The 23,816-nt window shown below is 44.2% G+C and carries 19 protein-coding genes; 7 read left to right on the forward strand and 12 right to left on the reverse strand.

The features are described 5' to 3' along the window. Positions 1-15 precede the first annotated feature (15 nt). Positions 16-843 carry a hypothetical protein gene (locus ACYVNW_RS02435; RefSeq protein WP_460678250.1) on the forward strand — a complete coding sequence of 276 codons (828 nt, stop codon included), beginning with the start codon at positions 16-18 and terminating at the stop codon, positions 841-843. 119 nt (positions 844-962) lie between these two features. On the opposite strand, the gene ACYVNW_RS02440 is transcribed toward ACYVNW_RS02435, so the two are convergent. Next, positions 963-1,958: an aldo/keto reductase gene (locus ACYVNW_RS02440; protein ID WP_460678251.1), complete on the reverse strand. Its 996-nt coding sequence runs from the start codon at positions 1,956-1,958 to the stop codon at positions 963-965. 55 nt (positions 1,959-2,013) lie between these two features. Continuing rightward, positions 2,014-2,661 carry a CDP-alcohol phosphatidyltransferase family protein gene (locus tag ACYVNW_RS02445; protein ID WP_460678252.1) on the reverse strand — a complete coding sequence of 216 codons (648 nt, stop codon included), beginning with the start codon at positions 2,659-2,661 and terminating at the stop codon, positions 2,014-2,016. Between the two features lie 16 nt (positions 2,662-2,677). Here ACYVNW_RS02445 and ACYVNW_RS02450 point away from each other — a divergent pair, with 16 nt between their 5' ends. The 5 genes from ACYVNW_RS02450 to ACYVNW_RS02470 are packed head-to-tail and all read left to right on the forward strand — an operon-like array spanning position 2,678 to position 9,298. Further along, the gene (locus tag ACYVNW_RS02450) at positions 2,678-4,648 is read left to right on the forward strand and encodes a tetratricopeptide repeat-containing sensor histidine kinase (RefSeq protein ID WP_460678253.1); all 1,971 of its coding nucleotides are present in this window, start codon (positions 2,678-2,680) and stop codon (positions 4,646-4,648) included. A gap of 36 nt (positions 4,649-4,684) precedes the next feature. Then, positions 4,685-6,736: a BatA domain-containing protein gene (locus tag ACYVNW_RS02455; RefSeq protein ID WP_460678254.1), complete on the forward strand. Its 2,052-nt coding sequence runs from the start codon at positions 4,685-4,687 to the stop codon at positions 6,734-6,736. Positions 6,737-6,760: 24 nt separating this feature from the next. Further along, complete coding sequence (locus tag ACYVNW_RS02460; protein ID WP_460678255.1) at positions 6,761-8,023, forward strand: dihydroorotase; 1,263 nt, start codon at positions 6,761-6,763, stop codon at positions 8,021-8,023. Between the two features lie 6 nt (positions 8,024-8,029). Continuing rightward, complete coding sequence (locus ACYVNW_RS02465) at positions 8,030-8,701, forward strand: hypothetical protein (protein ID WP_460678256.1); 672 nt, start codon at positions 8,030-8,032, stop codon at positions 8,699-8,701. 3 nt (positions 8,702-8,704) lie between these two features. Further along, the gene (locus ACYVNW_RS02470; protein ID WP_460678257.1) at positions 8,705-9,298 is read left to right on the forward strand and encodes a DUF4199 domain-containing protein; all 594 of its coding nucleotides are present in this window, start codon (positions 8,705-8,707) and stop codon (positions 9,296-9,298) included. A gap of 336 nt (positions 9,299-9,634) precedes the next feature. Here the strand turns inward: ACYVNW_RS02470 and rseP are convergent, their stop codons facing one another. The 8 genes from rseP to ACYVNW_RS02510 form a co-directional block, all read right to left on the reverse strand. After that, positions 9,635-10,969 carry an RIP metalloprotease RseP gene (gene rseP, locus ACYVNW_RS02475; RefSeq protein ID WP_460678258.1) on the reverse strand — a complete coding sequence of 445 codons (1,335 nt, stop codon included), beginning with the start codon at positions 10,967-10,969 and terminating at the stop codon, positions 9,635-9,637. Positions 10,970-10,989: 20 nt separating this feature from the next. Continuing rightward, the gene (locus ACYVNW_RS02480) at positions 10,990-12,168 is read right to left on the reverse strand and encodes a 1-deoxy-D-xylulose-5-phosphate reductoisomerase (RefSeq protein WP_460678259.1); all 1,179 of its coding nucleotides are present in this window, start codon (positions 12,166-12,168) and stop codon (positions 10,990-10,992) included. An 18-nt stretch (positions 12,169-12,186) separates the two neighbouring features. After that, positions 12,187-12,708, reverse strand: a complete 522-nt coding sequence (locus ACYVNW_RS02485; protein WP_460678260.1) for a hypothetical protein — start codon at positions 12,706-12,708, stop codon at positions 12,187-12,189. Positions 12,709-12,725: 17 nt separating this feature from the next. Beyond that, positions 12,726-14,228 carry a GH3 auxin-responsive promoter family protein gene (locus tag ACYVNW_RS02490; RefSeq protein ID WP_460678261.1) on the reverse strand — a complete coding sequence of 501 codons (1,503 nt, stop codon included), beginning with the start codon at positions 14,226-14,228 and terminating at the stop codon, positions 12,726-12,728. Between the two features lie 5 nt (positions 14,229-14,233). Further along, positions 14,234-15,010 carry a glycerophosphoryl diester phosphodiesterase membrane domain-containing protein gene (locus ACYVNW_RS02495; protein ID WP_460678262.1) on the reverse strand — a complete coding sequence of 259 codons (777 nt, stop codon included), beginning with the start codon at positions 15,008-15,010 and terminating at the stop codon, positions 14,234-14,236. A 1-nt stretch (position 15,011) separates the two neighbouring features. Next, positions 15,012-15,989, reverse strand: coding sequence for a glycosyltransferase family 2 protein (locus ACYVNW_RS02500; RefSeq protein WP_460678263.1), 978 nt, complete (start codon positions 15,987-15,989; stop codon positions 15,012-15,014). Between the two features lie 148 nt (positions 15,990-16,137). Further along, positions 16,138-17,088, reverse strand: coding sequence for a glycosyltransferase family 2 protein (locus ACYVNW_RS02505; RefSeq protein WP_460678264.1), 951 nt, complete (start codon positions 17,086-17,088; stop codon positions 16,138-16,140). Positions 17,089-17,247: 159 nt separating this feature from the next. Further along, positions 17,248-18,297, reverse strand: a complete 1,050-nt coding sequence (locus ACYVNW_RS02510; protein ID WP_460678265.1) for an NAD-dependent epimerase — start codon at positions 18,295-18,297, stop codon at positions 17,248-17,250. A gap of 435 nt (positions 18,298-18,732) precedes the next feature. On the opposite strand from ACYVNW_RS02510, the gene ACYVNW_RS02515 reads away from it, so the two are divergent. Continuing rightward, positions 18,733-19,839 carry a spore photoproduct lyase family protein gene (locus ACYVNW_RS02515; RefSeq protein WP_460678266.1) on the forward strand — a complete coding sequence of 369 codons (1,107 nt, stop codon included), beginning with the start codon at positions 18,733-18,735 and terminating at the stop codon, positions 19,837-19,839. 181 nt (positions 19,840-20,020) lie between these two features. On the opposite strand, the gene ACYVNW_RS02520 is transcribed toward ACYVNW_RS02515, so the two are convergent. Both ACYVNW_RS02520 and ACYVNW_RS02525 read right to left on the reverse strand, forming a co-directional pair. After that, positions 20,021-21,649, reverse strand: a complete 1,629-nt coding sequence (locus ACYVNW_RS02520) for an acyl-CoA carboxylase subunit beta (protein WP_460678267.1) — start codon at positions 21,647-21,649, stop codon at positions 20,021-20,023. Positions 21,650-22,083: 434 nt separating this feature from the next. Beyond that, positions 22,084-23,577: a malate:quinone oxidoreductase gene (locus tag ACYVNW_RS02525; protein ID WP_460678268.1), complete on the reverse strand. Its 1,494-nt coding sequence runs from the start codon at positions 23,575-23,577 to the stop codon at positions 22,084-22,086. Positions 23,578-23,816 lie beyond the last annotated feature (239 nt).

The following is a 23,816-nucleotide window of genomic DNA, read 5'->3' on the forward strand; positions in this document are numbered from 1 at the left end:
GATTAAACCCTATACATGAAAGCTGTTTATTATTTATATGGGCTGGCCTGCTGCTGTGCAGTAAGCAGCTGCAAACAAGCTGGCGACAGCAAAACCGTTGCTGCTAATACCATCGCTCAAAAGCCGTCGCTTCCGCAGCCATTTCGTTCTCATCATGTAATTGAAGTGGCCCCGGGTTTAGATTTTGATGTGATGAGTTGGGGCCGTGGCTCCGATTCTACGGGCGCGTACCTGATTTTAAGATCTGATTCGGCCGAGAAACAATATACCACTACCACTGCTGATTTGGATGGTAAGATTATAGACGTGTTCAACAGCGATTTGGATACCGACGGTAATCCTGAAATTTTTATCCAGTCGCAAACCGCTGATTCTACCCATTATGGTAAAATTGATGCCTATGAATTTAATGATGATAAGGGGCGGAAGCTTGATTTCCCGAAGCTGACCTCAAAGCAGAAGAAAGGTTATCACGGCGAGGATAAGTTTGTTGTTAAAGAAGGTAAGCTCATACGCACTTACCCCATTTATGATAGCGACAACCGTAACGCTAAATCTACCGGGCAAAGCCGGGTGTTGGAGTACAGTTATCACGGTAATGATTTTTCGGTAAAGCAAGTCAGTACTGACAGTACATCAACAACCACAACCACGGCACAGCCGGTTGCTGCTACCTCGCAACCCGAAAAGTCGGTAAAACAGGAGGAGCATCATAGCAGCCGTACAACAACGCATCACCGCGAAAGCCGGCACAGAGAAGTGCGGCGTCACGAGTCAAGCAAGCGCAGGTCATCAGCCCATCACCGCGAATCTGAAAAGAGGCGGAGAAGGCACAGAAGATAATTTAAACTAACAAAGCGGGCAATATTGCCCGCTTTGTTAGTTTAAAATCAAGAATATATTGTCAATTCTCCATACGGTCGAAATGACAAGTTTTTTGGAGTGCTTATACTCATTGATGCTTAACCTACAATCTCCACTTCACTCAAATAACGGTTAATCGTCTCCATTTCATCCTGGCTGATTTTAATGTCCGCCGCTTTGGCGTTTTGGGTAGATTGTTCGGCATTACGGGCTCCGGCCAGTGCAATGGTGATGCCGGGCTGATCCATGGTCCAACGCAACACTAACTGGCCCAGGCTTACCTGCTTGTCATCAGCAATGGGTTTAATTCGGTTTAAAAAATCATTTACCCGATTGAGGTTCTCTTCTTTGAAGTACTTCACACCCGCACGATGATCACCTTCATTAAATTTATGCCCAGGCTTAATTTTGCCGGTTAACAGGCCGCGTTCCATCGGGCTGTAAGCTAAAATTCCTTTATTATGTTCTAAGCAATAAGGAATGAGTTCCTGCTCAATAGAACGGTTTACCATACTGTAAGGCACTTGATTTGAGGCCAGTTTAATGGTCTGTTCAGCCTGCTGCATTTGGGCAACATTGTAATTACTTACGCCAGCTTCTAAAATTTTGCCTTGCTCTTTCAGTCGCAGCAGCGCCTCCATAGTTTCATCAATAGGGGTAGAGGTATCGGGCCAATGTAGCTGGTACAGGTCAATGTAATCTGTGCCCAGGCGTTTCAAGCTGTTTTCACACTCCAATATTACGCTATCTCGACCAGCATATTTATAAATATCAATCTCTTTTCCGCTGTTATCTTTACTGTGCATAGCAAAGTCGCCTTTAGCCAAATCCCAGCGCATACCAAATTTGGTCAATATCTGCACCTTATCACGCGGAATGTCTTTAATGGCTTCGCCCACCAGTTCCTCGCTTTTGCCCTGGCCATATATAGCGGCTGTATCAATTGAGGTTACGCCTAAATCATACGCAGCTTTCATGGCCTCAATGGCCTCTTTATCATCGTTGCCGCCCCACATCCAGCCGCCGGCTGCCCATGCACCAAAGGTAATGGCTGATAACTTTAAATTGGTTTCGCCTAATGTTCTGAATTCCATAATCAACTTGTATTAGTTAATTCAGAAACACCAGCCTATTGCTAATGTTTAGTGCTTAACCATTAAATAATTTATGCCGTTTTACCGGTTTGTTTTGCCTGAGCAGAAAAGCATGATATACGGTAGGGATATCATTGGCCCATTGCCTGATAATAAGCAGCATAGCTATGATTTCGAGCCGGGTTAATACACCTAAGTAAAAGCATATGGTAAAAAGCCAACCCGATTTGTGCCGTAAAATGATCTCGGTAAGAGTAGCAAATAATACCAAGGTCCACAGCTTTGAAGCCAAAGCATGTGTGGCTACTTCTTTACGAAACTTCATGTAGCTTATCAGATAACAAACACATTCCAGCGTAACCAAAATGAGTACATATACGTAATGCTGCATGTAAAACGTTGAACTTATGATATAGCTTGCTATTATAACCATAGCCCAAAATACCTGATCGGCAGTAGAATCAAACCGGCGGAGAAACGGCGTGGAGATATGAAGTGCACGGGCAATAATACTATCAAAAATATCGGATAATATGCTAAATGTTATCAGAACCGTTATATATTGCGATGCATAAGTAGCATGTATTAATGCAATTGTAATAATAAGCAAACCGCAGATTAATCTGAACAGAATAAGGCTGACAGGTATATACTTCATGAAAAATGAAACGGATAATCGGTCGGCAAAACTAAATTTAATCATTAAAGCCTGTTACAAGGTGAACATAAAAAATATAAAATTCATAACCCTTCTGTTGTTGCTGTTCTCCTTGTGTACCAGCTACGCCCGGCAATTGGAAGCTGATATTGACACTACTGCGGTAAAAGCTGAAATTGATACGCTCAATAACCAGGGGTACAAGCTCATTCGCCGTAATGCGGTAAAGGCGTTAAATATGTTTGTAAGGGCCGAGCAGCAAGCCGAAAAATACAACTATCGCCACGGAATGGCTGCTGCTTACGTAAACCAGGCAGAAATTTTTAATCAACGGGGTTATGCCAAACGTTCGTTGGTGCTCTATTATCAGGCTTTAACTATCAGTCGGCAGGAAAACGACGAGTATAATGTGGCGTTATGCGAGCAGCACATAAGCACTGTAAAGCGGCATTTGGGTGATTATGCAGAATCAGGGCGATTGCTTAAACATGCGTTGTCTGTATTTACCCGGCTTAACAAATTAACAGATGTGGTAAATGTGCAGCTGCGCTTAGGCTTATTGGCCAGTGATCAAAAGCAGTATGGCCAGGCACTTAACTATTATACCAAAGCTTATGAAAACAGCAAAATAGCTAAGTTTCAATACGGTGAAAAAAAATCTTATTATAACCGTGCGCTGTCTTACACAGATTTGAATCAGGCCGATTCGGCTTTGCAGTATTTTAACAGGGCCTTGCAAATTGATACGCTAACCAATGACGATTATGGCAAAGCTTTATCTTACCTGGGTATAAGTCAGTTATATTTCAGCCAGCATAATTACGCTAAAGCAAACAGGTATGCTATATTATCATATCATCATGCAGGTAATGTAAGTGGTAATGATGTGTTGAAACAGGCAGCTGGTTTACTGGTGGATATCAACCGGCAGACCAATGATGTAGCCGGTATTATCAAATGGCAGGATAAGCTATTGGCCGTAAATAAACTGGTAACCGACCAGGAGCGAAGTGATGCCGTCACTTTTATGGATGTATTTAAGCAGCAGCAGGAAGGCCAGGCCCGCTATCTGCGGCAAATGCAGGCGATCAAGAAAGTATCATCAGAAAAATCGGCTTTAATTAAAGGCGGCGCTTTAGTGATGCTGATTGTAATTACGCTGATTGTACCACTCCATTACAATTATCGCCGGGCCAGGGCTTACGCTAAAGCCTTAAAGCAAACCAACGAGCAGATTAAAGTAAAATCTATAGCTGTTGAACAACTGAATAAACAAATTACCCAGCAAAATCAGGAACTGGAGCAGGATAATAATCTTAAAAACAAATTGCTCAGTGTTATTTCTCATGATTTGCGGCACCCGCTGGTGAATACACGCAGCTTGCTGGGTATTTACAACCAGGAACTGCTTTCGCAGGAAGAGGCTAAGACTTTGTTCGGGCAGTTAGAGGCACAATACGTACGTACCATTACACTGTTGGATAACCTTCTGTTTTGGATTAAACGCCAGGTACAACATGCCGAAGCTATTAAAACCACCAGCCGTGTAGCCGATGTGGTAGCTGAATTAATTGAGGAACAGCGGCTGGCACTTGGTAATAAAAACATAATCGTACAAAATCAAATTGACCCACAAGTAGCCTGGCATACCGACCGTGAGGCGCTGCGTATCGTTTTCAGAAACCTGTTGAATAATGCGCTGAAATTTACCCCTGATAAAGGCACAATCTCGTTCAGTTCGTTTCAGGAAAACGGCATGACTGGCGTGAGCGTAAAAGATAGTGGCATAGGTATGGGGCCGAGTAAGCTTAATAAGGTAATTCAGGGTAGCTATATGAGTACCAACGGTACCGCGGGCGAAATGGGCAATGGCTTCGGTCTTATTTTGGTGCGCGATTTGATTTCTAAAGATGAGGGGCAACTGGATATATCCAGCGCCTTAGGTGAAGGAAGTGAATTTACTATTCGTTTTCCTGAAAAATCGATCATTCGCACCTTAAACAATGAGGTAAAAGAGGAAATGATAAAGTAAATTTGCCCTAACCCCTAAAGGGGCATATTGCCTGATATGAAGTTTGAGCACCCGGAGGTATTTTATGCTTTGATAGCACTGGTTATACCCGTGTTGGTGCATCTGTTTAACTTCAGGCGCTACCGGCAGGTTGTTTTCAGCAATGTTCAGTTTTTAAAAGAGGTACAGCAGCAACAGGCTTCGCGTACTCACTTGCGGCAGCGGCTGGTTTTAGCTGCGCGTTTACTCACCTTATTTTTTTTAATACTGGCCTTTGCTAAGCCGTATCTAACCGGCAAATCGTCTGGACCGGCAGGAGGTGAGGCCCAGGTAGTGAGTGTATTTGTAGATAACTCTTACTCCATGCAAACCCTTAACCGCGAGGGTAGCCTGCTGGATGAGGCCAAGCGGCGCGCTAAGGAAGTAGTAGCTGCTTACGGATTAAATGACCGCTTTCAATTATTAACTCATGATTTTGAAGGCCGGCATCAACGCCTGCTTACAGCTGCTGAGTTCGGGGCGGCGGTTGATACCGTCAAGCTTTCAGCACAGAGCCGCACATTACAGCAAATCATCAACCGTCAGCAGGGTTTGTTCAGCCTTCAGCCACAAGCGCAAAATAGCAGTTATATTATTTCAGATTTCCAACATAACCTCTCAAACCGAAAACCACTGCAACTTGATAATGATATAAATATAAATTTTGTACCGGTAAAACCCGCCATATTGCCTAATCTGGCTGTTGATTCCGTGGTAATGCTTAACGCTGTTCACCGTGCCGGTGCGCAGGAAAAGGCGGTACTTTGGTTTCATAATTATGCTGATAAAAAGGCACAAGCTGTACCTTTTAAACTCATTATTAACGGTGTGCAAAAGGCTTTGGGCAGTGCTACTGTTAAGGCTAATTCGGCACTTAGTGATACGCTTACCTTTTCGGGTTTGCAAGCTGGCTGGCAGCAAGCCGAAGTTCAGTTGCAGGATAACCCTGTTACATTCGATAACAGCTTTTATTTCACTTTCCAGGTTCAAAAGCAATTGCCTGTTTTGGTAATTAACGAATCGGTACCAGACATTTACCTTGCTGCTGCATTCCATACAGATGCTTTTTTTAAAACAACGCAGGTAATGGCAGGCAATGTCAACTACTCGGCTTTGAGTAAATATCCCGTAGTGATGTTGAGTAATGCGAAAGCTGTAAGCGCCGGGCTGTCTCAGCAGCTTAAAGCTTATGTAAACCAAGGCGGTACTTTAGTTGTGTTCCCGGCAAATGAAGCCGATTTGGCTGGCTACCGCGCTTTATTGCAGCCATTAGGTGCATCGTGGCCCCAAAAGCTGGTTACGGAACCATTAAAGGTTTCAAGCTTAAACTTAAAGCATCCCGCATTAAGAGGCATTTTTGATGAGATGCCACAAAACCCTGAGCTACCTGCTGTAAAAAAATACTACCAGTTAAGCGATCCTTTGGGCAAGAGTAGCCATTTGATGGATTTACCGTCACAAACGCCCTTCTTTACCGGTTATAACAGTGATAAAGGGAAAGTATACGTATCTGCTGTACCCCTAAACCAAGAGTACAGTAATTTGCCACGTCATGCTTTACTGTTGCCTTTACTATTTCGTATTGCTTTGCTCAGTAACAATGATCTAACGCTGTATTACACTATTGGGCGTGATGAAAGCATGACCTTGCCTCCAATAACCGTATCGGAAAAACAATTATTATACTTAACCAACGGCCACCATCGCCTGATACCCGATGTGAGAAATAGTAACGGTGTTACTCGTCTGTTTGTAGCTGATGAAATCAGGCGAGCGGGTATTTATCAGTTTAAAAATAAAGATAGCCTGGTAGCTGCCATTGCCTTTAATGGTAACCGCTCAGAATCTGATTTACATTACTTAAGCAATACAGCATTAAACCGGTTACTGCCTAAAAACGGTAAATTGATTACGCCCGGAAGCGGTCCGGTTACTTCAAAACTTAAGGACGCAAATAAGGGGCTGCAATTATGGAAAGTTTCTCTAATTTTGGCACTGATTTTTATTGCGGCCGAAATTGCGCTCATCAGGTACCTGAAGGCGGGTAAGGTTTCGCAAAGCAGCACTTAACACAACATCAGTATAGCTATACATATGGATCTGCTCATTCAATCAGCTGTTGTACTTAGCCCACAATCTCCATTTCATCAGCAAACGGCTGATGTGCTTATCCAAAACGGAATCATTACTCAAGTCGGCCAAAATATAACGGCATCAGATGATGTACAGGTAATTGAAGCTGTGGGCAAATACATAGCGCCCGGCTTTTTCGACCTAAACTGCAACATCGGCGAATTGGGACTGGAAACTAAAGAGGATTTGCAAACCGGTAGCCGTGCCGCAGTAGCCGGTGGCTTTACCGGTTTGGCGCTTATGCCGGATACCCACCCGCCTGTGCATTCGAAAGCCGAAGTGGAATATTTGGTGAATAAAGCCAAAGGTAATCTGGTAGATATCTATCCCTTAGGCGCCATCTCTTACAAACGCGAGGGCAAAGATCTGGCCGAATTGTATGATATGTACCTGAGCGGGGCTAAAGCTTTTACCGATGGAAACCATCCGGTACAGAATGCAGGATTAATGGAACGGGCATTACTCTACGTACAGGCATTTGATGCGCTTATTATATCGAACCCCGAAGATGCTGCCATTGCTGGTCAGGCCAAAATTCACGAAGGTGAAGTAAGCACTTACTTGGGCATGAAAGGCATCCCGGCGCTGGCTGAAGAACTAATGATTGCCCGTGATTTATATCTGGCCGAATACACCGGTTCAAAAATACATTTTACTTGTATCTCGGCCGTCCGGTCGGTAGAACTTATCAGGCAGGCCAAGCAAAAGGGCTTGCAGGTAACCTGCGACGTAGCCGCCCATCACCTGGTACTTACTGATGAAGCTGTGTTGGGATTTGACAGTTTATATAAAGTGAAACCACCGTTGCGTACCGAAGACGACCGACAGGCGCTGATAGCCGGTTTACAGGATGGCACGATTGATGCTATTGTAACACAGCACACGCCGCATGAGGTAGAGTACAAAAACGTTGAATTTGAGATTGCTGCTTTTGGAATACTGGGTTTACAAAGTGCAATTTCGCTGGCGATGCAAGCTGGTTTAAGCCCTGAGTTAGCCGTAGAAAAAATGTCTGTAAATTCAAGGCAAATATTAGGCTTGCCAGTTCCGTTAATAGCAGAAGGCGAAGCCGCAAATATGGTATTGTTTGATGCTGAAGCAGAATGGGAATATAACAGGCAAAATAACCAGTCTAAATCATACAACTCGCCGCTTTTGGGAAATAACTTAAAATGCAAAGTGCTGTTAACCTGTAATCATAACCAGGTGTATATAAATAATTAAATAAACATGATCGATTTAAAAGTTCAATTAGCCATAGAAAATTCGTTAAATGAGTTTTCGAAATATAACAGCATTAACGCCCAGCAATTCGGCAGCCAGGTTATCAGCGTATTTACTTCTGATGACGATTTTTTGGATAAGGTAGAAGACCTTGATGACTTGTTTGATGATTACCCGCAGGCTGAAGCCTTGCGCGAAGTTTATTTTGATTTGCTGATGGTTAACTTCTTTAGCGCCGATATGAAGCGCTTGGATGAAGATTACCTGGATAGCAAAGAATGGGCTGAAATTGAAGAAGATACTATTGATCGCGGCACTGAGCTGCTGAATATGTTATTATATCTGAACGAGTGCAAGGATGAAAGCATAGAACCCTCATTAGAAGATTATCTGAGTGAATTTTTACTGGTAGATGATGATGAGTTTCAGGATGAACACCGCATTTACGAGCCGGTAATTGCCAACCAGATTTTAGTGGAAAGCACTCCGGAGGAAGTAAACCGTGTGGCCGATACCCTTTCAGATGATGAGGAACTGCAGGAGCTATTTTACCCGCTGATGTGCTTTTTCCAGAATACCCATGCCACTGAAGCCGATTTGAAAGAAGTAGCAGAGGCCTCAGATAATAAAGATTTTGACACCGCTGTGTACAGCATTTTAACTACGTTTAATAAATAAACCATGCAGGAAAACGATGCCTTGCTGCGACAGTACGGCGCAAAATACGGGCTTTTTTTAGGGCTTATTTTACTGGCGGTTAGTATTGCCACAATTTACCTGGTAGCTAATGTTGCGCTATCTCCGGTGAGCTTATTGCTTACTATGTTTTTCTCAAAAATTATAGTGCCCGTTGGTTTGGGTATTGCATTTGTATTGTGGCTCCGTAGAACGCTGGGCGGCTACTGGAACCTAAAACAAGCAACTACCGGTGTGTTTTTTATGTTCTATATGGCTTCGCTGATTAATTACATTGGTTATGATATTACTTTTGCACATGTGGTTAGCCCGGCAACCGTAAGGCAGGCAGGAGAGAATACCATTAATATTTATGAGCAGGCCCAACGCATGACCAAGGTGCCCAACAAGGAAGCACAGGCTACCATTAAAAACATGCGCGATAGCCTGAGTCAGGGTTATACCATTACCGTGAGTACAGTGCTGAGCTATTTGATCACCTCCGTATTGTTGGTGTTCGTTGTCTCGCTTATTTTTGCGGCTTTGTTAAAGCGTGAGCCGCCAGTGTACAGACAGCAGCGGACAGAAGATGAATATTAAAATTTGAATAACAATAAAGTAAAGGCGGTTGATGAAAATTAACCGCCTTTGTTATGTGATATGAAGCGCTGTGAGGAGTAGTGCAGCATGAGCAGCACTATGCAGCAGTGTCATAAAGGTGTCAGTAAAAAAAGTCATTGCGAGCGATAGCGTGGCAATTGCTTGTTGTATAAAGTGGCTAATGCTTCTTCAGGCGCAGGTGCCTACAAGCGATTGTCACGCTATCGCTCGCAATGACAAGTGGAGTATGCTGCTTATTGAAACAGCACACTTTAGTAAAATACAAAGGGGCAGCTTAATTACAAGCTGCCCCTTTTTTATCAGAGTATAATCTACTTAGTGCTTGTTCACAATGTGCTTCATAATATCGTTGCCGAATACGAATACCATCAGGGTAATCAGTACCACGAAGCCTACAATCTGGGCACGCTCCAAAAATTTATCGCTTAGTGGTTTGCCTTTAATCATCTCGATGATGAGGAATAGGGCATGGCCACCGTCCAACGCCGGGATAGGCAGCAGGTTCATCAGCGCTAAGGCCATAGAAAGCAACCCTACCAAGCTCCAGAAACGGAACCAATCAAAGTGATTACCAAACAAAATAGCGATGCCAATAGGGCTTGATAAGGCTTTTTGCGGTTTTACCTGCCCGGTTAACATTTTACCCAATCCCTGTGCATTGGCACTGAACATACCCCAAGCTTTTGAAGCACCTTCGGGTAATGATTGGAAGAAGCCATAATTAATCGTCTTCTCTTTTGGCAGGTCATCTTGCGGATAAATACCAAACTGACCTTGTGCATTGATGTGTGCCGTAATTTGCATTGGCACATTATTACGCTTAATGCCGATAGGAATATCTTTATTTTTAAACTTAACTACCGTTTGCTGATACTCATCATAATAATGAATAGGCTGGCCGTTGATGGATAAAATGCTGTCGCCTTTTTGTATGCCTGCATTGGCTGCACCGGTGTTGGGCTCTACGCGGGCCACGGCAAACTTAATACGGGGCAGGCGCTCAATAAACTGCTCAGGGCCTTTGTCTGATACATCATTTAATATAGTTGACGGCACGGTGATGTTAATTGTTTTTTCGCCGCGCTTAACAGTAAGTACGCCATTGCCCATTAAAACTTTTGAGCTGAATAGGTCTTCAAAGCGTACTACTTTCTGGCCGTTAATAGCCAATACCTGGTCGCCGGGTTGCAGGCCAATCTGACGGCCAATGGTGCCGGGTACAATGCCATGCCTGATCTCGTTGTTCGGTATATAACTTTCACCGTACTTAATGGTAAGAATCCAAAATATCAGAATGCCTAAAATAATATTCACGGTTACACCGCCCAGCATCACAATCAGGCGCTGCCAAGCTGGTTTGGCCCGAAACTCCCAGGGTTGCGGAGGGCCAGCCATTTGCTCGGTATCCATGCTTTCATCAATCATACCGGCAATTTTTACATAGCCGCCTAAAGGCAGCCAGCCAATGCCATACTCTACACCTTTATAAGTATATTTAAACAGGCTGATGTTCCAGGCATCAAAAAACAGGTAGAATTTTTCCACCTTAATGCCAAAGGCGCGGGCAGCTAAAAAATGCCCCAGCTCGTGCAAAATCACTAAAATAGATAGGCCCAGAATTAACTGGCCTGCCATTACTAATACGTCCATTCGTTAACTATACAATATTGCTATGCCTTTAACGGCATTTTGGTAATTAAATTTTGTGCTAATATGCGGGTTTCTTTATCGGTATTCAAATAATCTTCTAACGAAGGTGTATGAAGGTACGGCATTTGTTCCATGCACTCGGCTATTACATCGCTCATGTCTAAAAAGCCAACCTCATCTTTCAGGAAAGCCGCCACCGCAATTTCGTTAGCTGCATTTACAATGCAAGGCATGTTGCCACCTTTACGCAGTGCATGATAAGCTAAGGAAAGGTTACGAAAAGTTTCCAAATCCGGCTGCTCAAAGGTAAGCGTCGGGTAATCCATAAAACTAAACCGCTTGTATTGATTCGCCAAACGGTCGGGGTAGGAAAGGGCATACTGGATGGGCAGCTTCATATCGGGTAAACCCAGCTGAGCTTTCAGCGATCCATCGGTAAACTGCACCAATGAGTGGACGATAGATTGCGGGTGTACCACCACCTCAATATCATCGGCCTGTACATCAAACAACCAGCGCGCCTCAATTACTTCCAGTCCTTTATTCATCAACGAGGCGGAATCTATCGTAATTTTAGCTCCCATTACCCAGTTGGGGTGTTTAAGTGCCTGTACCCGGGTTACATCAGCTAAAAAGCTTAGGTCTTTACCCCGGAAGGGGCCGCCCGACGCGGTCAGAATCAACTTTTCTACGCTGCCCGGAGCTTCGCCAACCAGGCATTGAAAAATGGCCGAATGCTCGGAATCAACCGGCAGCAATTTCACCTGGTGCTGTTTCGCCAAGGCGGTAACCAGTTCACCGGCTACTACCAGGGTTTCCTTATTGGCCAGGGCAATGTCTTTACCGGCTTTAACAGCGGCAATGGTAGGTTCCAAGCCCGAAAAGCCCACCATTGCGGTGAGCACGATATCAAGTTCAGCAGCGGTAACTAACTCTACAATGGCGCTGTGGCCTGCTTTTACCTGCGTTTGGGTATGGGCCAGCGCCTGCTTCACTTCAGCGTATTTACTTTCATCGCAAATCACTACATAGGCCGGCTTAAACTGCAAAGCTTGTTGAATTAGCAGATAGGCATTGCTCTGCGCTGTAAGCAGCCAGGCTTTAAACAAGGCAGGGTTTTCCTGTATTACTTCTAAGGTTTGGGTGCCGATGCTGCCGGTAGAACCCAGCACCGCTATATTTTTACAAGGTTGATTCAATGATGAAGTGCTAAAAAATTAATTATAGACCAACCGACCGGTCTTTAATATCGGTATCCATTTATTTACGAAAGCTAAGGAAATTTTTGGTTCTTTAATAGCTACAAAATTACAAAATAAGGCGCTTTGCCCTTGCACAAAATAGTATAGCTGCGACTCGGGTGCTTTACGGTTGTTAAAACTGGGCGATTCTATTTTGAAAATAATGTAGTGTTTAACCGCATCCTGCTCATAAATATGCAACTGCGCTAATGGCGCCCTCTTCAGCATTTGCTGGTAGGTCATTTGGGCTATGCTTTGCAGATTGGCGTTACGTGTGGTTTTGTAAATCATGGAAGTGCCCAGAATGCTCCAATTGGTGGCCGACTGATTGCCCGGTACTACTTCTACCATTTGCGCATTGGCCGTATTCTGATTCGAGATCATCTTCCAGTTGTATTCGGCCGGCCAGTTAAACTTCATGGTTTCGTGCCGAACCTGTGCCAAACCGGTAAAACACCATAAAGTGAATACAACTAACACGATGCGGAACTTACTCATAACATTGTCGGTTAAGTTTACTTACTGATATAATGCTGAAGGGCATCTGCAATTTTACGATCGTTGGATAGACGCGGCACCTTATTTTGTCCGCCCAGTTTTCCTTGAGATCGCATATAGTCAATAAAAGTGTCCTTCTGTAAACTTCTGACAATTAAAGGCTGCAAAATGTTCCCTTCAATCAAATCAAAATAGTAAATATTTTTTTGTTGTAGTGCTTTATCTACTTGTAAGGCAAAGGCTTTCATATCAGCAGGGACTTGGCCAAACTCTACAAACCATTCGTGATAGGGGAGTTCGCCCTGCGGCGCATTTACTTGCGGCGCTACAGTAAATTCCACAATATCTACGCCCTGTTGTTTGGCTACGCTTAACAAAGCATGTTCTACCTCTTCGCCAATCACATGCTCGCCAAAGGCCGAAATGTAATGTTTGATGCGCCCGGTAACTACAATTTTATAAGGATTAATCGAAGTGAACTTCACCGTATCGCCAATGCTATACCCCCACAGGCCGGCATTGGTATTCAAAATCAGCGCATAATTTACATTCAACTCTACCTCGGCCAAGCTTAAGCGGGTAGGGTTAGCATCATAAAACTCATTTACCGGGATAAACTCGTAAAATATGCCTGCATCCACCAACAATAACAAACTTTTATCCTGCTGTTTATCCTGAAAGGCGATAAAGCCTTCTGATGCCGGGTAGGTTTCAATCGAATCAATGGCAAAGCCGATGCTGTCTTCAAGCCGTTTACGATAAGGCTCGAAGTTAACACCGCCGTATACAAACAGCTTAAAATTGGGGAAAATGTCTTTGATTTTTTTACCGTTGTTTTTGGCCGATAAGCGGTCAAAATACATTTGGCACCAGGGCGGTATGCCAGAGATGAGGCGCATGTCTTGGTCGTAAGTTTCCTCTACAATGGCATTCACTTTCTCTTCCCAGTCTTCAATGCAATTGGTTTCATAACTGGGTAGTCGGTTTTTTTGTAGGTATCCCGGTACATGGTGAGCCACAATGCCTGATAAGCGGCCGGTGGCGATACCGTTCTTTTCGCTCAAAACAGGACTGCCTTGAAGAAAAATGAGTTTGCCATCTACAAAATCGACATTGCCCGTTTCGTAAATATAGCTGAGCAAGGCATTGCGGGCGGCCTTAATATGCTCGGGCATGCTTTCTTTCGAAATAGGAATATATTTTACCCCCGAAGTAGTGCCAGAAGTTTTAGCGAGATAGGCAGGCTTGCCCGGCCACAGCACATCAGGCTCGCCAGCTGTTACGCGGTCAATATAAGAACGCAGGTCCTCGTAATCGCGTACCGGAACCTGTTGTTTAAAATCCGTATAGGTTTTGATAGTTTCAAACCGGTGATCTTTGCCAAAAGCAGTATTTTTTGCCTGATCTATCAGCTTTTGAAATGTCTTTTGCTGCAGCGCTACGCCATTATTGCGCATATGCTGTAATTCGGATTGCACCATGCGGGCAAACAGCTTGCTGAAAAAGGCTTTAACTCCCATACGATTTACAGGGTTTCTGAAACGTCGTCATCCACATCCTGGTGGCTGTATACTAGTTTGCGGTAAGTGGTAATAATCATTACCTGCACCGTAGGAAAGGCAACGGCAAACCAAAGGATAGCGCCAAACTCAATCATATATTCTTTCACCGGGCTATCTTCAGCAACCAGCGCGGTAATAATGGCGTTAATGACCAAAAGGATTAAGGCAACGAAAAAGATAATAATCAGCAGCAGCGCTACTAATTTTAAAACCGTACCGCGGGTAACTGAAAAGCTTTGACGGAGTGATTCTATAGGCCCGGAATCATCATCCACAATAAAGCATAAGCAAAATATAAGTCGTATGCTTAGGTACAATGCAAGGGCAGTTTGAATGGCATAGATGTAAGAAAACACCTCCTCGCTTATTGCCAAACGTGAGTTGAGAAACAAAACCGTACCGATAATAAAAATAAAGATAACACCGATTGTTACTGCATTAAGCGCCATTTTAAAAGACGGAACAATGTCTTTAAATGAAAATTCATAATACTCTTTATCAATTAAAGTAAGCAACAGCTTATAAAAGGAAAGTGTTAAATAGGCTTCCAGCAGCATAATGAACAGCCGAAGTATGACTGATGCCGAAGCGCTTTCATAATAAAAACTGTCACTAACAAACTTGATGGCAACATTACAAAAGAAAGTAATCATCGTAAATACAATGAGTACGATGTAATTTTTCTTGATTACATCCCATGCTTTTTTAATCGTTTCGCCTATCGTAAAGGGATGGTACATCTTAGTAAGAAGGTTGTTTCAAAATGATACGTTTCCAAAAATCCTGCATAAAGCCAAGGCCGTAGGCCATCAGTTGTATTAAGGCAGCAATGATACTCAAAAATGCAACTTTTACCGATTTGTTTTTCATGAGTGCATGAAAAAATATCATCAGTACATAAACCAGCAGTAAAATATTGCACAGCAGCGCTATGCTCCAGTTAAATATATTAGCTATTAAGGTGAACAGCACAAAGAGTGTAAACGCTGCCGGAAAGAAGTGTACAGCTTTCAGTTCCTTTGGAAAGAAAGTAGAAATGTTGATACGTGCGCGGCCAAAAAAATGCAGTTGTTTATAAAACTGCGAAAAGCTGGTGCGACGTTTATGATATACTTTTGCCTCTGGTATCAATCCGATTTTGAAGCCTTTGGAATGTATGCGGATGCTGTATTCAATATCTTCGCCCAGGCGGGTAATAATAAAGCCGCCCACCTGCTCCCATACCTGCCGCGAGATGCCCATATTAAAACTGCGCGGATGAAACTGCCCGCCCATATTTTTTTTATTGCCGCGAATGCCACCGGTGGTAAAAGGTGAAGTCATGGCATAGCTGATGGCACGCTGGATGGGGGTGAAGGAGGGGTGTGCATCGTCCGGGCCACCGTAGGCATCCAGCCAATCAGCGCTCAGGTGTTGGTTCACTACTTCGAGGTAATTCTCCGGTATGAGGCAATCTGAATCGAAAACGATGAAGTAATCGCCTTTAGCACGGGCAAAACCGAAGTTACGGGTAAAGCCCTGGCCCTCATTGGGCTTCACATAATAGCTGATGTTTAGCTTACCCGCAAAACTTTGAACAATATCTGCCGCATCTTTTACCGAACCATCCTCCAGTACCAGTACCTCGAAGTTGGTATAGGTTTGCCGTGTAAGCGTTTCCAGCAACTCTTTAATCTCCTGGGGGCGGTTATATAGGGGGATGATAATGGAGAAAAACATAGGGAGGTAGATTTCGGATTTCGGATGTTCGATTTCGGAATTTAGGATTTTTGATGGTTAATATTTTGATTCAGTCAAATTTCAAATTTTTATATCCGAAGTTAAATCAGTTACACAACTCCGAAATCGAACATCCGAACATCCGAAATTAAATCACTTCCTCAATTTGGTACTTGTTGCGTTCACTTGCGCTGCGCGATACCAGCTCTGCCACAAAGCCGGTTAAAAACAGTTGCGAGCCAACAATAATGGCTACCAGTGCCAAGTAGAACAGGGGCTGCTCGGTGGCATCACGGTACTTTTCGTTGTGGGCAATGTGGATCAGCTTTTCTACCATAATCCACACGGCAGCAATTAACCCCAGCATAAAGCTGATGACACCCATAGTGCCGAAAAAGTGCATCGGTTTCTTGCCAAATTTGCCTACAAAAAAGATGGACAGCAAATCCAGAAAGCCGTTGACAAAGCGGCTCATGCCAAATTTGGTGGTGCCGTATTTACGGGCGCGGTGCTCAACCACCTGTTCGCCAATTTTGGTAAAGCCTGCCCATTTAGCTATTACCGGTATATAGCGGTGCATTTCGCCATACACTTCAATATTTTTTACAACGGCCTTGCGGTAAGCTTTCAGTCCGCAATTAAAATCGTGCAGGTTATCAATGCCCGACATTTTGCGGGTAGCTGCATTAAATAATTTAGTCGGGATGGTTTTGCTCAGCGGGTCATATCGCTTGGCTTTCCAACCCGAAATCAAATCGTATTTTTCTTCTGTAATGCGACGGTATAGTTCCGGTATTTCATCCGGGCTATCCTGTAAATCGGCATCCATGGTGATAATAACGTTGCCCTGCGCCTCTTCAAAGCCAGTATTCAATGCAGCTGACTTACCATAATTGCGGCGAAACTTAATACCCCGAATGGAAGTATTACCTTTTTGCAATTTGCAAATCATATCCCACGAGCCGTCACTGCTGCCATCGTCCACCAGTATCACTTCATAGCTAAAGTGGTGCTCGTGCATTACCTTACTGATCCACGAGGTCAGCTCCGGCAGCGATTCCACTTCATTAAACAGGGGGATGACAACTGATATATCCATTGAGTAATTTAAAGCTTTTGAAGAAGTTAAAGCTTCTTCATCTCCATAGATGGAGTTATTTTAATGAGCAAAAATAAGAAAATACGCGAATGCTGTACAAGCCAATGTCGCAACTGTTGATTCACCGGCTTTATAACGTTTGATGTAAGACTTTCACCGCTATTTATAGTAATTTTTATACCAGTCAATAAATTTATTTATACCTGATTGGATATCGGTTTGTGGCTGGTAGCCAAAGTTCTGCTCCAAATCACTCATGTCGGCATCGGTTGATAATACATCTCCCGCCTGCATGGGCAGCATATTTTTGATGGCTTTTTTTCTAATGGCATTTTCAAGCGCCTCAATGAAATTCATCAGTTTTACTGGTGAGGAGTTGCCGATGTTGTACAAGCGGTAAGGGGCACTGGAAGTAGCGGGATCAGGGTGCTGACTATCCCATTGCGGGTTAGGTTGGGCAGGTTCGGCCAGTACCCTGATGATGCCTTCTACAATATCGTCCACATACGTGAAATCACGCTGCATATCGCCATTGTTATATACATCAATAGGCCGGTTATTAATAATGGCCTCCGCAAATTTAAAATAGGCCATATCGGGCCGGCCCCAGGGGCCATACACGGTAAAAAAGCGCAGTCCTGTGGTGGGGATATTATACAGATGGCTGTAACTGTGTGCCATCATCTCGTTGCTTTTTTTACTGGCGGCATACAAGCTGACCGGGTGGTCGGCGCCATGGTGTACCGAAAATGGCGCATTGCCATTTAAACCGTATACGCTCGAGCTGCTGGCATATACCAGATGTTTGATCTGTACACTGCGGCAGCCTTCCAGTATGTTCAGAAAACCGGATAAATTACTCAGCGCATAGTCATGCGGGTTGGTGATAGAATAACGTACCCCGGCTTGTGCGGCCAGGTGGCAAACCATATCAAAGTGATGTTCGCTAAACAGGCGTTCCATTTGCTGCCGGTCCGAAATATCCAAGCGGATAAAACAATGATTGGTATGTATGGTGCTGCAAATAGGCTGGTGGTCTACCAGGTTATTGGTATCAAAACCTGCAGCTGTGAGCCGGGCGTATTTTAAATTAACGTCATAGTAATTATTAATGCTATCTACACCTACTACTTCGTAGTTAAGCTCAGCCAGTTTTTGGGCTACGTAAAAGCCGATAAATCCGGCCGTACCGGTAACTAATATCTTCATGAAACATCCACCGGTGGGCCTGCCAACCGGTGTGCAAAGTTAAGGCAAAAAAACAAAAACGGATGTGCTGATTATTGAAGTGGCCCCAATGCGGCAACTGCTAGATTAATTAGTTAAATGCGTTCAAATACCAACTTGTTATAATATTGTTATTGCGAGCGAGAGTATGTTAATTGCATATAATACAAGGCGAACAGGCCTTTGTACGGTTGCTACACAATCTCTTGCAATCACCATCTTGACTGAGCTGGAGCACAGGTTAAATTTTTTAAGCAAAAGCCGCTATTTGAGTAACGCTCTATCTAAAAGCTGAAAGTAATTAATATGGTACTGTAATGACGAAATGTGTGTTTGTAAAGAATTGATAATCAGATAAATGTAAGTGGTTGATATGTCAGTAGCCAATCGTGGAACGCATATTGTATACATACTTACATGGAGTTACTAACGGTACTGAACCAGATTGATGAAGAAGCGAAAGTATTGCAAGGTGAGAACGCCAAAACGTTTAAACCTTGGATGCCGAAACGAGTAGTGTTTACAGCCGATGCCATTGAGCAACCCTACGGGCAGCGCATTTACCAGCGGGTAACTAACTTGGGTTTAACTCCTGAGATACTCAAAAACAACCGTATTACCGGCCTGCGCGGCGAAACCGAGCGCGAAACGTACAAGATTGCGAAAAATACGCTGGCTATTGTGAATGCTCCCAAAAGCGCGTTTAACTTGAGGCCTATACCACCATCGGCCGACTGGCAGTTTCATCTGGCCGAAGGCTGCCCGGCACATTGCCAATACTGTTACTTGGCAGGCAGCTTGCAGGGGCCGCCAGCCATCCGGGTGTTTGCCAATCTGCCCGATATTCTGGAAAGTACAGCCCGCTTTGAGCGCTTAACCGAGGTGACCAGCTTTGAGGCCAGCTGTTATACCGACCCATTGAGTTTAGAGCACTTAACCGGTGGCTTGCAGGAAACCATTAAATATTTTGGCACCCGTCCCATGAGCCACCTGCGGTTTGTCACCAAGTTTGATGCGGTTGAGCCCTTGCTCAGCCTGCAGCATAACGGCCATACCCGTTTCCGTTGCAGCCTAAATGCGGATGCCGTAGCCCGCCGTTTAGAGGGGGGAACTCCCAAAGTGGATGCCCGTATTAAGGCATTGCGCAAAATGGCCCTGCCCAAAGCACAGGGTGGAGGCGGTTATCCTATAGGTGTGGTACTGGCACCCATTATGCCTATCCCGAATTGGGAGCAAGAGTACGATCAATTGTTTAATCAATTGGAGCAGAATTTAAATTTTGATTGCGATTTGACTTTTGAGCTCATCAGTCACCGCTTTACACCTGGCTCTAAAGATGTATTATTGGAGTGGTACCCAAATACCAGTTTGGATTTGGAAGAAAGCACACGTGCCACCAAACGAAACAAATTTGGCGGCATTAAGTACGTATACACCAAAGAAATGATGTTAGACCTGCGCCGCTACTTCGAGCAGCAGGTAAAGCAACGTTTCCCGAATGCAAAGGTGTTGTACTGGACGTAAGTGCATTGTAATTAAAATTGATTAGCCAAACCTTCGCTACGTCATTGCGAGGAACGAAGCAATCTCTCCGTACTCTGACATAATAAGGCGCAGAGAGATTGCTTCGTTCCTCGCAATGACGTAATAGAAATATTTTTGCAATCAAGTGCAGCTATTGCTCCACTTTGTTTCGATACAAATCTTACGTTTGAATCACCCCTACATTAAACGCCTTTTCAATAGGTGCATGGTTAGCTGCTTCTATGCCCATAGAGATGGCTTTGCGGGTTTCTAACGGATCAATCACGCCATCAACCCACAGGCGGGCAGCGGCATGATAAGGGGCGGTTTGGCGGTTGTAGTTGTCGGTAATTTGCTTCAGCAGCTCCGCTTCTTTTTCGGGTGATACTTCCTCGCCTTTGGCTTTTAAACCTGCGGCTTGTATCTGCATTAAGGTTTTAGCGGCTTGTGCGCCGCCCATCACAGCAATTTTAGCGGTAGGCCAGGCATAAATCAAGCGTGGATCGTAAGCTTTGCCACACATGGCATAGTTACCTGCTCCGTATGAGTTGCCTATAACAATAGTAAATTTGGGCACCACTGAGTTGGCCACAGCATTTACCATTTTGGCTCCGTCTTTTATGATGCCGCCCTGCTCTGAGCGGCTGCCTACCATAAAACCGGTTACATCCTGTAAAAACACTAGTGGTATCTTTTTTTGATTACAATTCATGATGAAGCGCGTGGCTTTATCTGCTGAATCAGAGTAAATGACCCCGCCAAACTGCATTTCGCCTTTTTTTGATTTGATGACCTTGCGTTGGTTAGCCACAATGCCTACAGCCCAGCCATCAATCCGGCCTAAGCCGCACACAATGGATTGCCCGTAACCAGCTTTGTATTCTTCAAAAGCCGAATCGTCAACCAACCGCATAATGATGTCCATCATGTCGTATTGCTTTTCGCGGTTATCAGGCAGTATGCCATACAGTTCCTGTTCGTTAAACTTGGGTTGGGAAGGAGCGATGCGATCGAAACCGGCTTTGGTATAATCGCCGGTCATACTCATGATATTGCGGATACTGTCCAAACAGGCCTGATCATTAGGCTGCTTGTAATCAGTAACCCCCGAGATTTCACAATGCGTTGATGCACCACCCAAAGTTTCATTATCTACATCCTCGCCAATGGCCGATTTTACCAGGTAAGAACCTGCCAGAAAAACCGAGCCCGTACCGTCCACAATCATGGCTTCATCACTCATAATGGGCAGGTAAGCACCACCGGCTACACAGGCACCCATAATGGCGGCAATTTGGATGATGCCGCTGCTACTCATTAAGGCATTGTTTCGAAAGATGCGGCCAAAGTGTTCTTTATCCGGAAATATCTCATCCTGCAAGGGCAAATATACCCCGGCCGAATCCACCAGGTAAATAATGGGCAAGCGGTTTTCCATCGCAATTTCTTGGGCTCGCAGATTTTTCTTAGCCGTAATCGGAAACCAGGCACCTGCTTTTACTGTGGCATCGTTAGCGACCACCATGCACTGCCGACCGGCAACATAGCCCATTACGCAAACCACACCGCCCGATGGGCAGCCGCCATGTTCGGCGTACATGCCATCGCCCGCAAAAGCACCGATTTCCAGTTGCGGACGGTCTTTATCAAGCAGATAGGCAACGCGCTCACGCGCTAACATTTTACCCTTATCTTTTTGTTTGGCCGCAGCCTTAGCACCTCCGCCCTGCGAAACTTCCTGAAATTTGGCTCTTAGCTGGAACAGTAACTGTTTATTAATGTCTTCGTTGCGGTCGAAATCAATGTTCATAGGTGTACTAATTGATGATGGCAAGGTAACATAAATAATTATATTTTACTATGCATGCATAGTAAGTTTGAAGCCTTGTATTTGTACAATGGTTTTGAAATAAAAATTCTTCTAACGAAACTTTTTATAACAAAAACAGTTAGATTAGCGTAATAAACTTGTGACAGAACAAGCCTAACTATATGCTGATACTTATAACCCTATATCTCTGTAAAAGATTTGATTTGATTGAGCGGTTGAAGCTGAAACAAACTTTCCGCAACTCACCTAAAATTGTAGCGGTGTTATCCACGGTATCACGGTAATGAGGTTTATATACAAAAACGCCCCTTGTAAATATATTTACAAGGGGCGTTTTTGTGCTAAGTATTTTCAAAAGTCCTGGTCATTTCGACCGTAGGGAGAAACGACGTAATGGATAATTTTAATACTAGTTATCCTAACTGCAATACTTCAGTCGTATGGTTTCTTACCTGCTCACTTAATTCAGCATTTTTAGCTAATGACTGGCCGTATGACGGGATCATTTGCTTCAGCTTTGCCTGCCATTCAGGTGATTGTGCTTTATCTTTAAAGCAGCGCTCAATCAGGTGAATCATGATCGGCACAGAAGTAGAAGCGCCTGGCGAGGCACCCAGCAGGGCAGATACACTGCCATCGGCTGCGGTAACTACTTCGGTACCAAACTCCAGCACACCGCCTCGCTTGGCATCGCTTTTAATCACCTGCACGCGCTGGCCGGCAATGTCTAAGTCCCAATCCTCTTTCTTAGCCTCAGGGAAATACTCGCGAAGTGCCGCCAAACGGTCATCCGGCGATTGCATTACCTGGCTGATTAAATATTTAGTTAATGGAATATTATCCACGCCAGCTTTTATCAGTGGGTAAATATTATCTGCCTGAACCGAAGTAAACAAATCGCTTAAAGAACCGTGTTTGAGGAAACGGGTAGAGAAACCGGCATATGGGCCGAAAAGCAGCGCCCGTTTACCATTAATCATCCGGGTATCTAGGTGCGGAACAGACATTGGGGGCGAACCAACCGAGGCCTTGCCATATACCTTAGCCTGGTGCTGTTGTATCACCTGCTCATTATGGCATACCAACCACTGCCCGCTTACCGGGAAGCCGCCAAAGCCTTTGCTCTCCGGGATGCCTGATTTTTGCAGCAGCGGCAATGCACCACCACCGGCGCCAATAAATACAAACTTGGCATTTAAACGGCGGCGTTCGTTAGTCTTTTTATTTTTAACACTTACCCGCCAGCTTTGGTCTTTGTTGCGCCAAAGGTTGCTCACATTATGGCTCAGGTAAATATTAACGCCTGGTTGCTTCTTTAAATAAGCCAGCAACAATTGAGTTAGTGAACCAAAGTTAACATCAGTACCTAAATCCATACGCGTGGCCGATACATGTTCACCGGCATCACGGCCATTCATCACCAACGGAATCCAGGCTTTCAACTGATCTTTGTTGTCACTGTACTGCATCTCTTTAAATAAGTGGTGCTGTACCAGCGCTTCAAAGCGTTTTTTAAGGTAAGTTACGTTATCTTCACCCCACACAAAACTCATGTGCGGGATAGGGTTAATGAAATCTTTGGGCGATTTGATAAAACCTTTTTCGATTAAAAATGACCAAAACTGTTTTGATACTTCAAATTGTTCTGCAATTTTAATGGCTTTGGTGATATCAATGGTGCCATCAGGCAACTCGGGGGTGTAGTTCAGTTCGCAAAACGCGGAATGACCCGTGCCTGCGTTGTTCATAGCGTCTGAACTTTCAGCGGCAATCTCATCCAACCGCTCATAAATATCAATAGTTAAATCAGGCTGAAGTTCTTTAAGCAATACGCCTAAGGTAGCGCTCATGATGCCTGCCCCAATCAATACAATGTCGGTTTGCGTAGTTGAATTTGTTGTACTCATTTGCGTTTAGAAAGCTAAGGATGCCATTGATATATGGATAGCATCCGAAATCTATCCTATAACCGTTTTACCGGCAGATTTGTTGTTTGATTTTGCCAACACTTAAGCCACAGGAAGAATTTGCGGGCTAAAGTTTGCTAAATTTTATGAGAAATGCAGGGCTAAAGCGTTATTTAAATGTAACATTTTAGTTTTTAGAAGCAGATGTGCAGGAAAAACTATAAATCTATTCTTTTAAT

The organism is Mucilaginibacter koreensis, from assembly GCF_054783355.1.

Excerpts from the sequence above, each read along its gene's own strand:
- ACYVNW_RS02465 (WP_460678256.1), top strand. The coding sequence starts at position 8,030 with ATGATCGATTTAAAAGTTCAATTAGCCATAGAAAATTCGTTAAATGAG.
- ACYVNW_RS02520 (WP_460678267.1), bottom strand. The coding sequence starts at position 21,649 with ATGAACATTGATTTCGACCGCAACGAAGACATTAATAAACAGTTACTG.
- ACYVNW_RS02495 (WP_460678262.1), bottom strand. The coding sequence starts at position 15,010 with ATGTACCATCCCTTTACGATAGGCGAAACGATTAAAAAAGCATGGGAT.
- ACYVNW_RS02515 (WP_460678266.1), top strand. The coding sequence starts at position 18,733 with ATGGAGTTACTAACGGTACTGAACCAGATTGATGAAGAAGCGAAAGTA.
- ACYVNW_RS02435 (WP_460678250.1), top strand. The coding sequence starts at position 16 with ATGAAAGCTGTTTATTATTTATATGGGCTGGCCTGCTGCTGTGCAGTA.
- ACYVNW_RS02490 (WP_460678261.1), bottom strand. The coding sequence starts at position 14,228 with ATGGGAGTTAAAGCCTTTTTCAGCAAGCTGTTTGCCCGCATGGTGCAA.
- ACYVNW_RS02485 (WP_460678260.1), bottom strand. The coding sequence starts at position 12,708 with ATGAGTAAGTTCCGCATCGTGTTAGTTGTATTCACTTTATGGTGTTTT.
- rseP (WP_460678258.1), bottom strand. The coding sequence starts at position 10,969 with ATGGACGTATTAGTAATGGCAGGCCAGTTAATTCTGGGCCTATCTATT.
- ACYVNW_RS02440 (WP_460678251.1), bottom strand. The coding sequence starts at position 1,958 with ATGGAATTCAGAACATTAGGCGAAACCAATTTAAAGTTATCAGCCATT.
- ACYVNW_RS02500 (WP_460678263.1), bottom strand. The coding sequence starts at position 15,989 with ATGTTTTTCTCCATTATCATCCCCCTATATAACCGCCCCCAGGAGATT.
- ACYVNW_RS02505 (WP_460678264.1), bottom strand. The coding sequence starts at position 17,088 with ATGGATATATCAGTTGTCATCCCCCTGTTTAATGAAGTGGAATCGCTG.
- ACYVNW_RS02455 (WP_460678254.1), top strand. The coding sequence starts at position 4,685 with ATGAAGTTTGAGCACCCGGAGGTATTTTATGCTTTGATAGCACTGGTT.
- ACYVNW_RS02460 (WP_460678255.1), top strand. The coding sequence starts at position 6,761 with ATGGATCTGCTCATTCAATCAGCTGTTGTACTTAGCCCACAATCTCCA.
- ACYVNW_RS02470 (WP_460678257.1), top strand. The coding sequence starts at position 8,705 with ATGCAGGAAAACGATGCCTTGCTGCGACAGTACGGCGCAAAATACGGG.
- ACYVNW_RS02445 (WP_460678252.1), bottom strand. The coding sequence starts at position 2,661 with ATGATTAAATTTAGTTTTGCCGACCGATTATCCGTTTCATTTTTCATG.
- ACYVNW_RS02525 (WP_460678268.1), bottom strand. The coding sequence starts at position 23,577 with ATGAGTACAACAAATTCAACTACGCAAACCGACATTGTATTGATTGGG.
- ACYVNW_RS02510 (WP_460678265.1), bottom strand. The coding sequence starts at position 18,297 with ATGAAGATATTAGTTACCGGTACGGCCGGATTTATCGGCTTTTACGTA.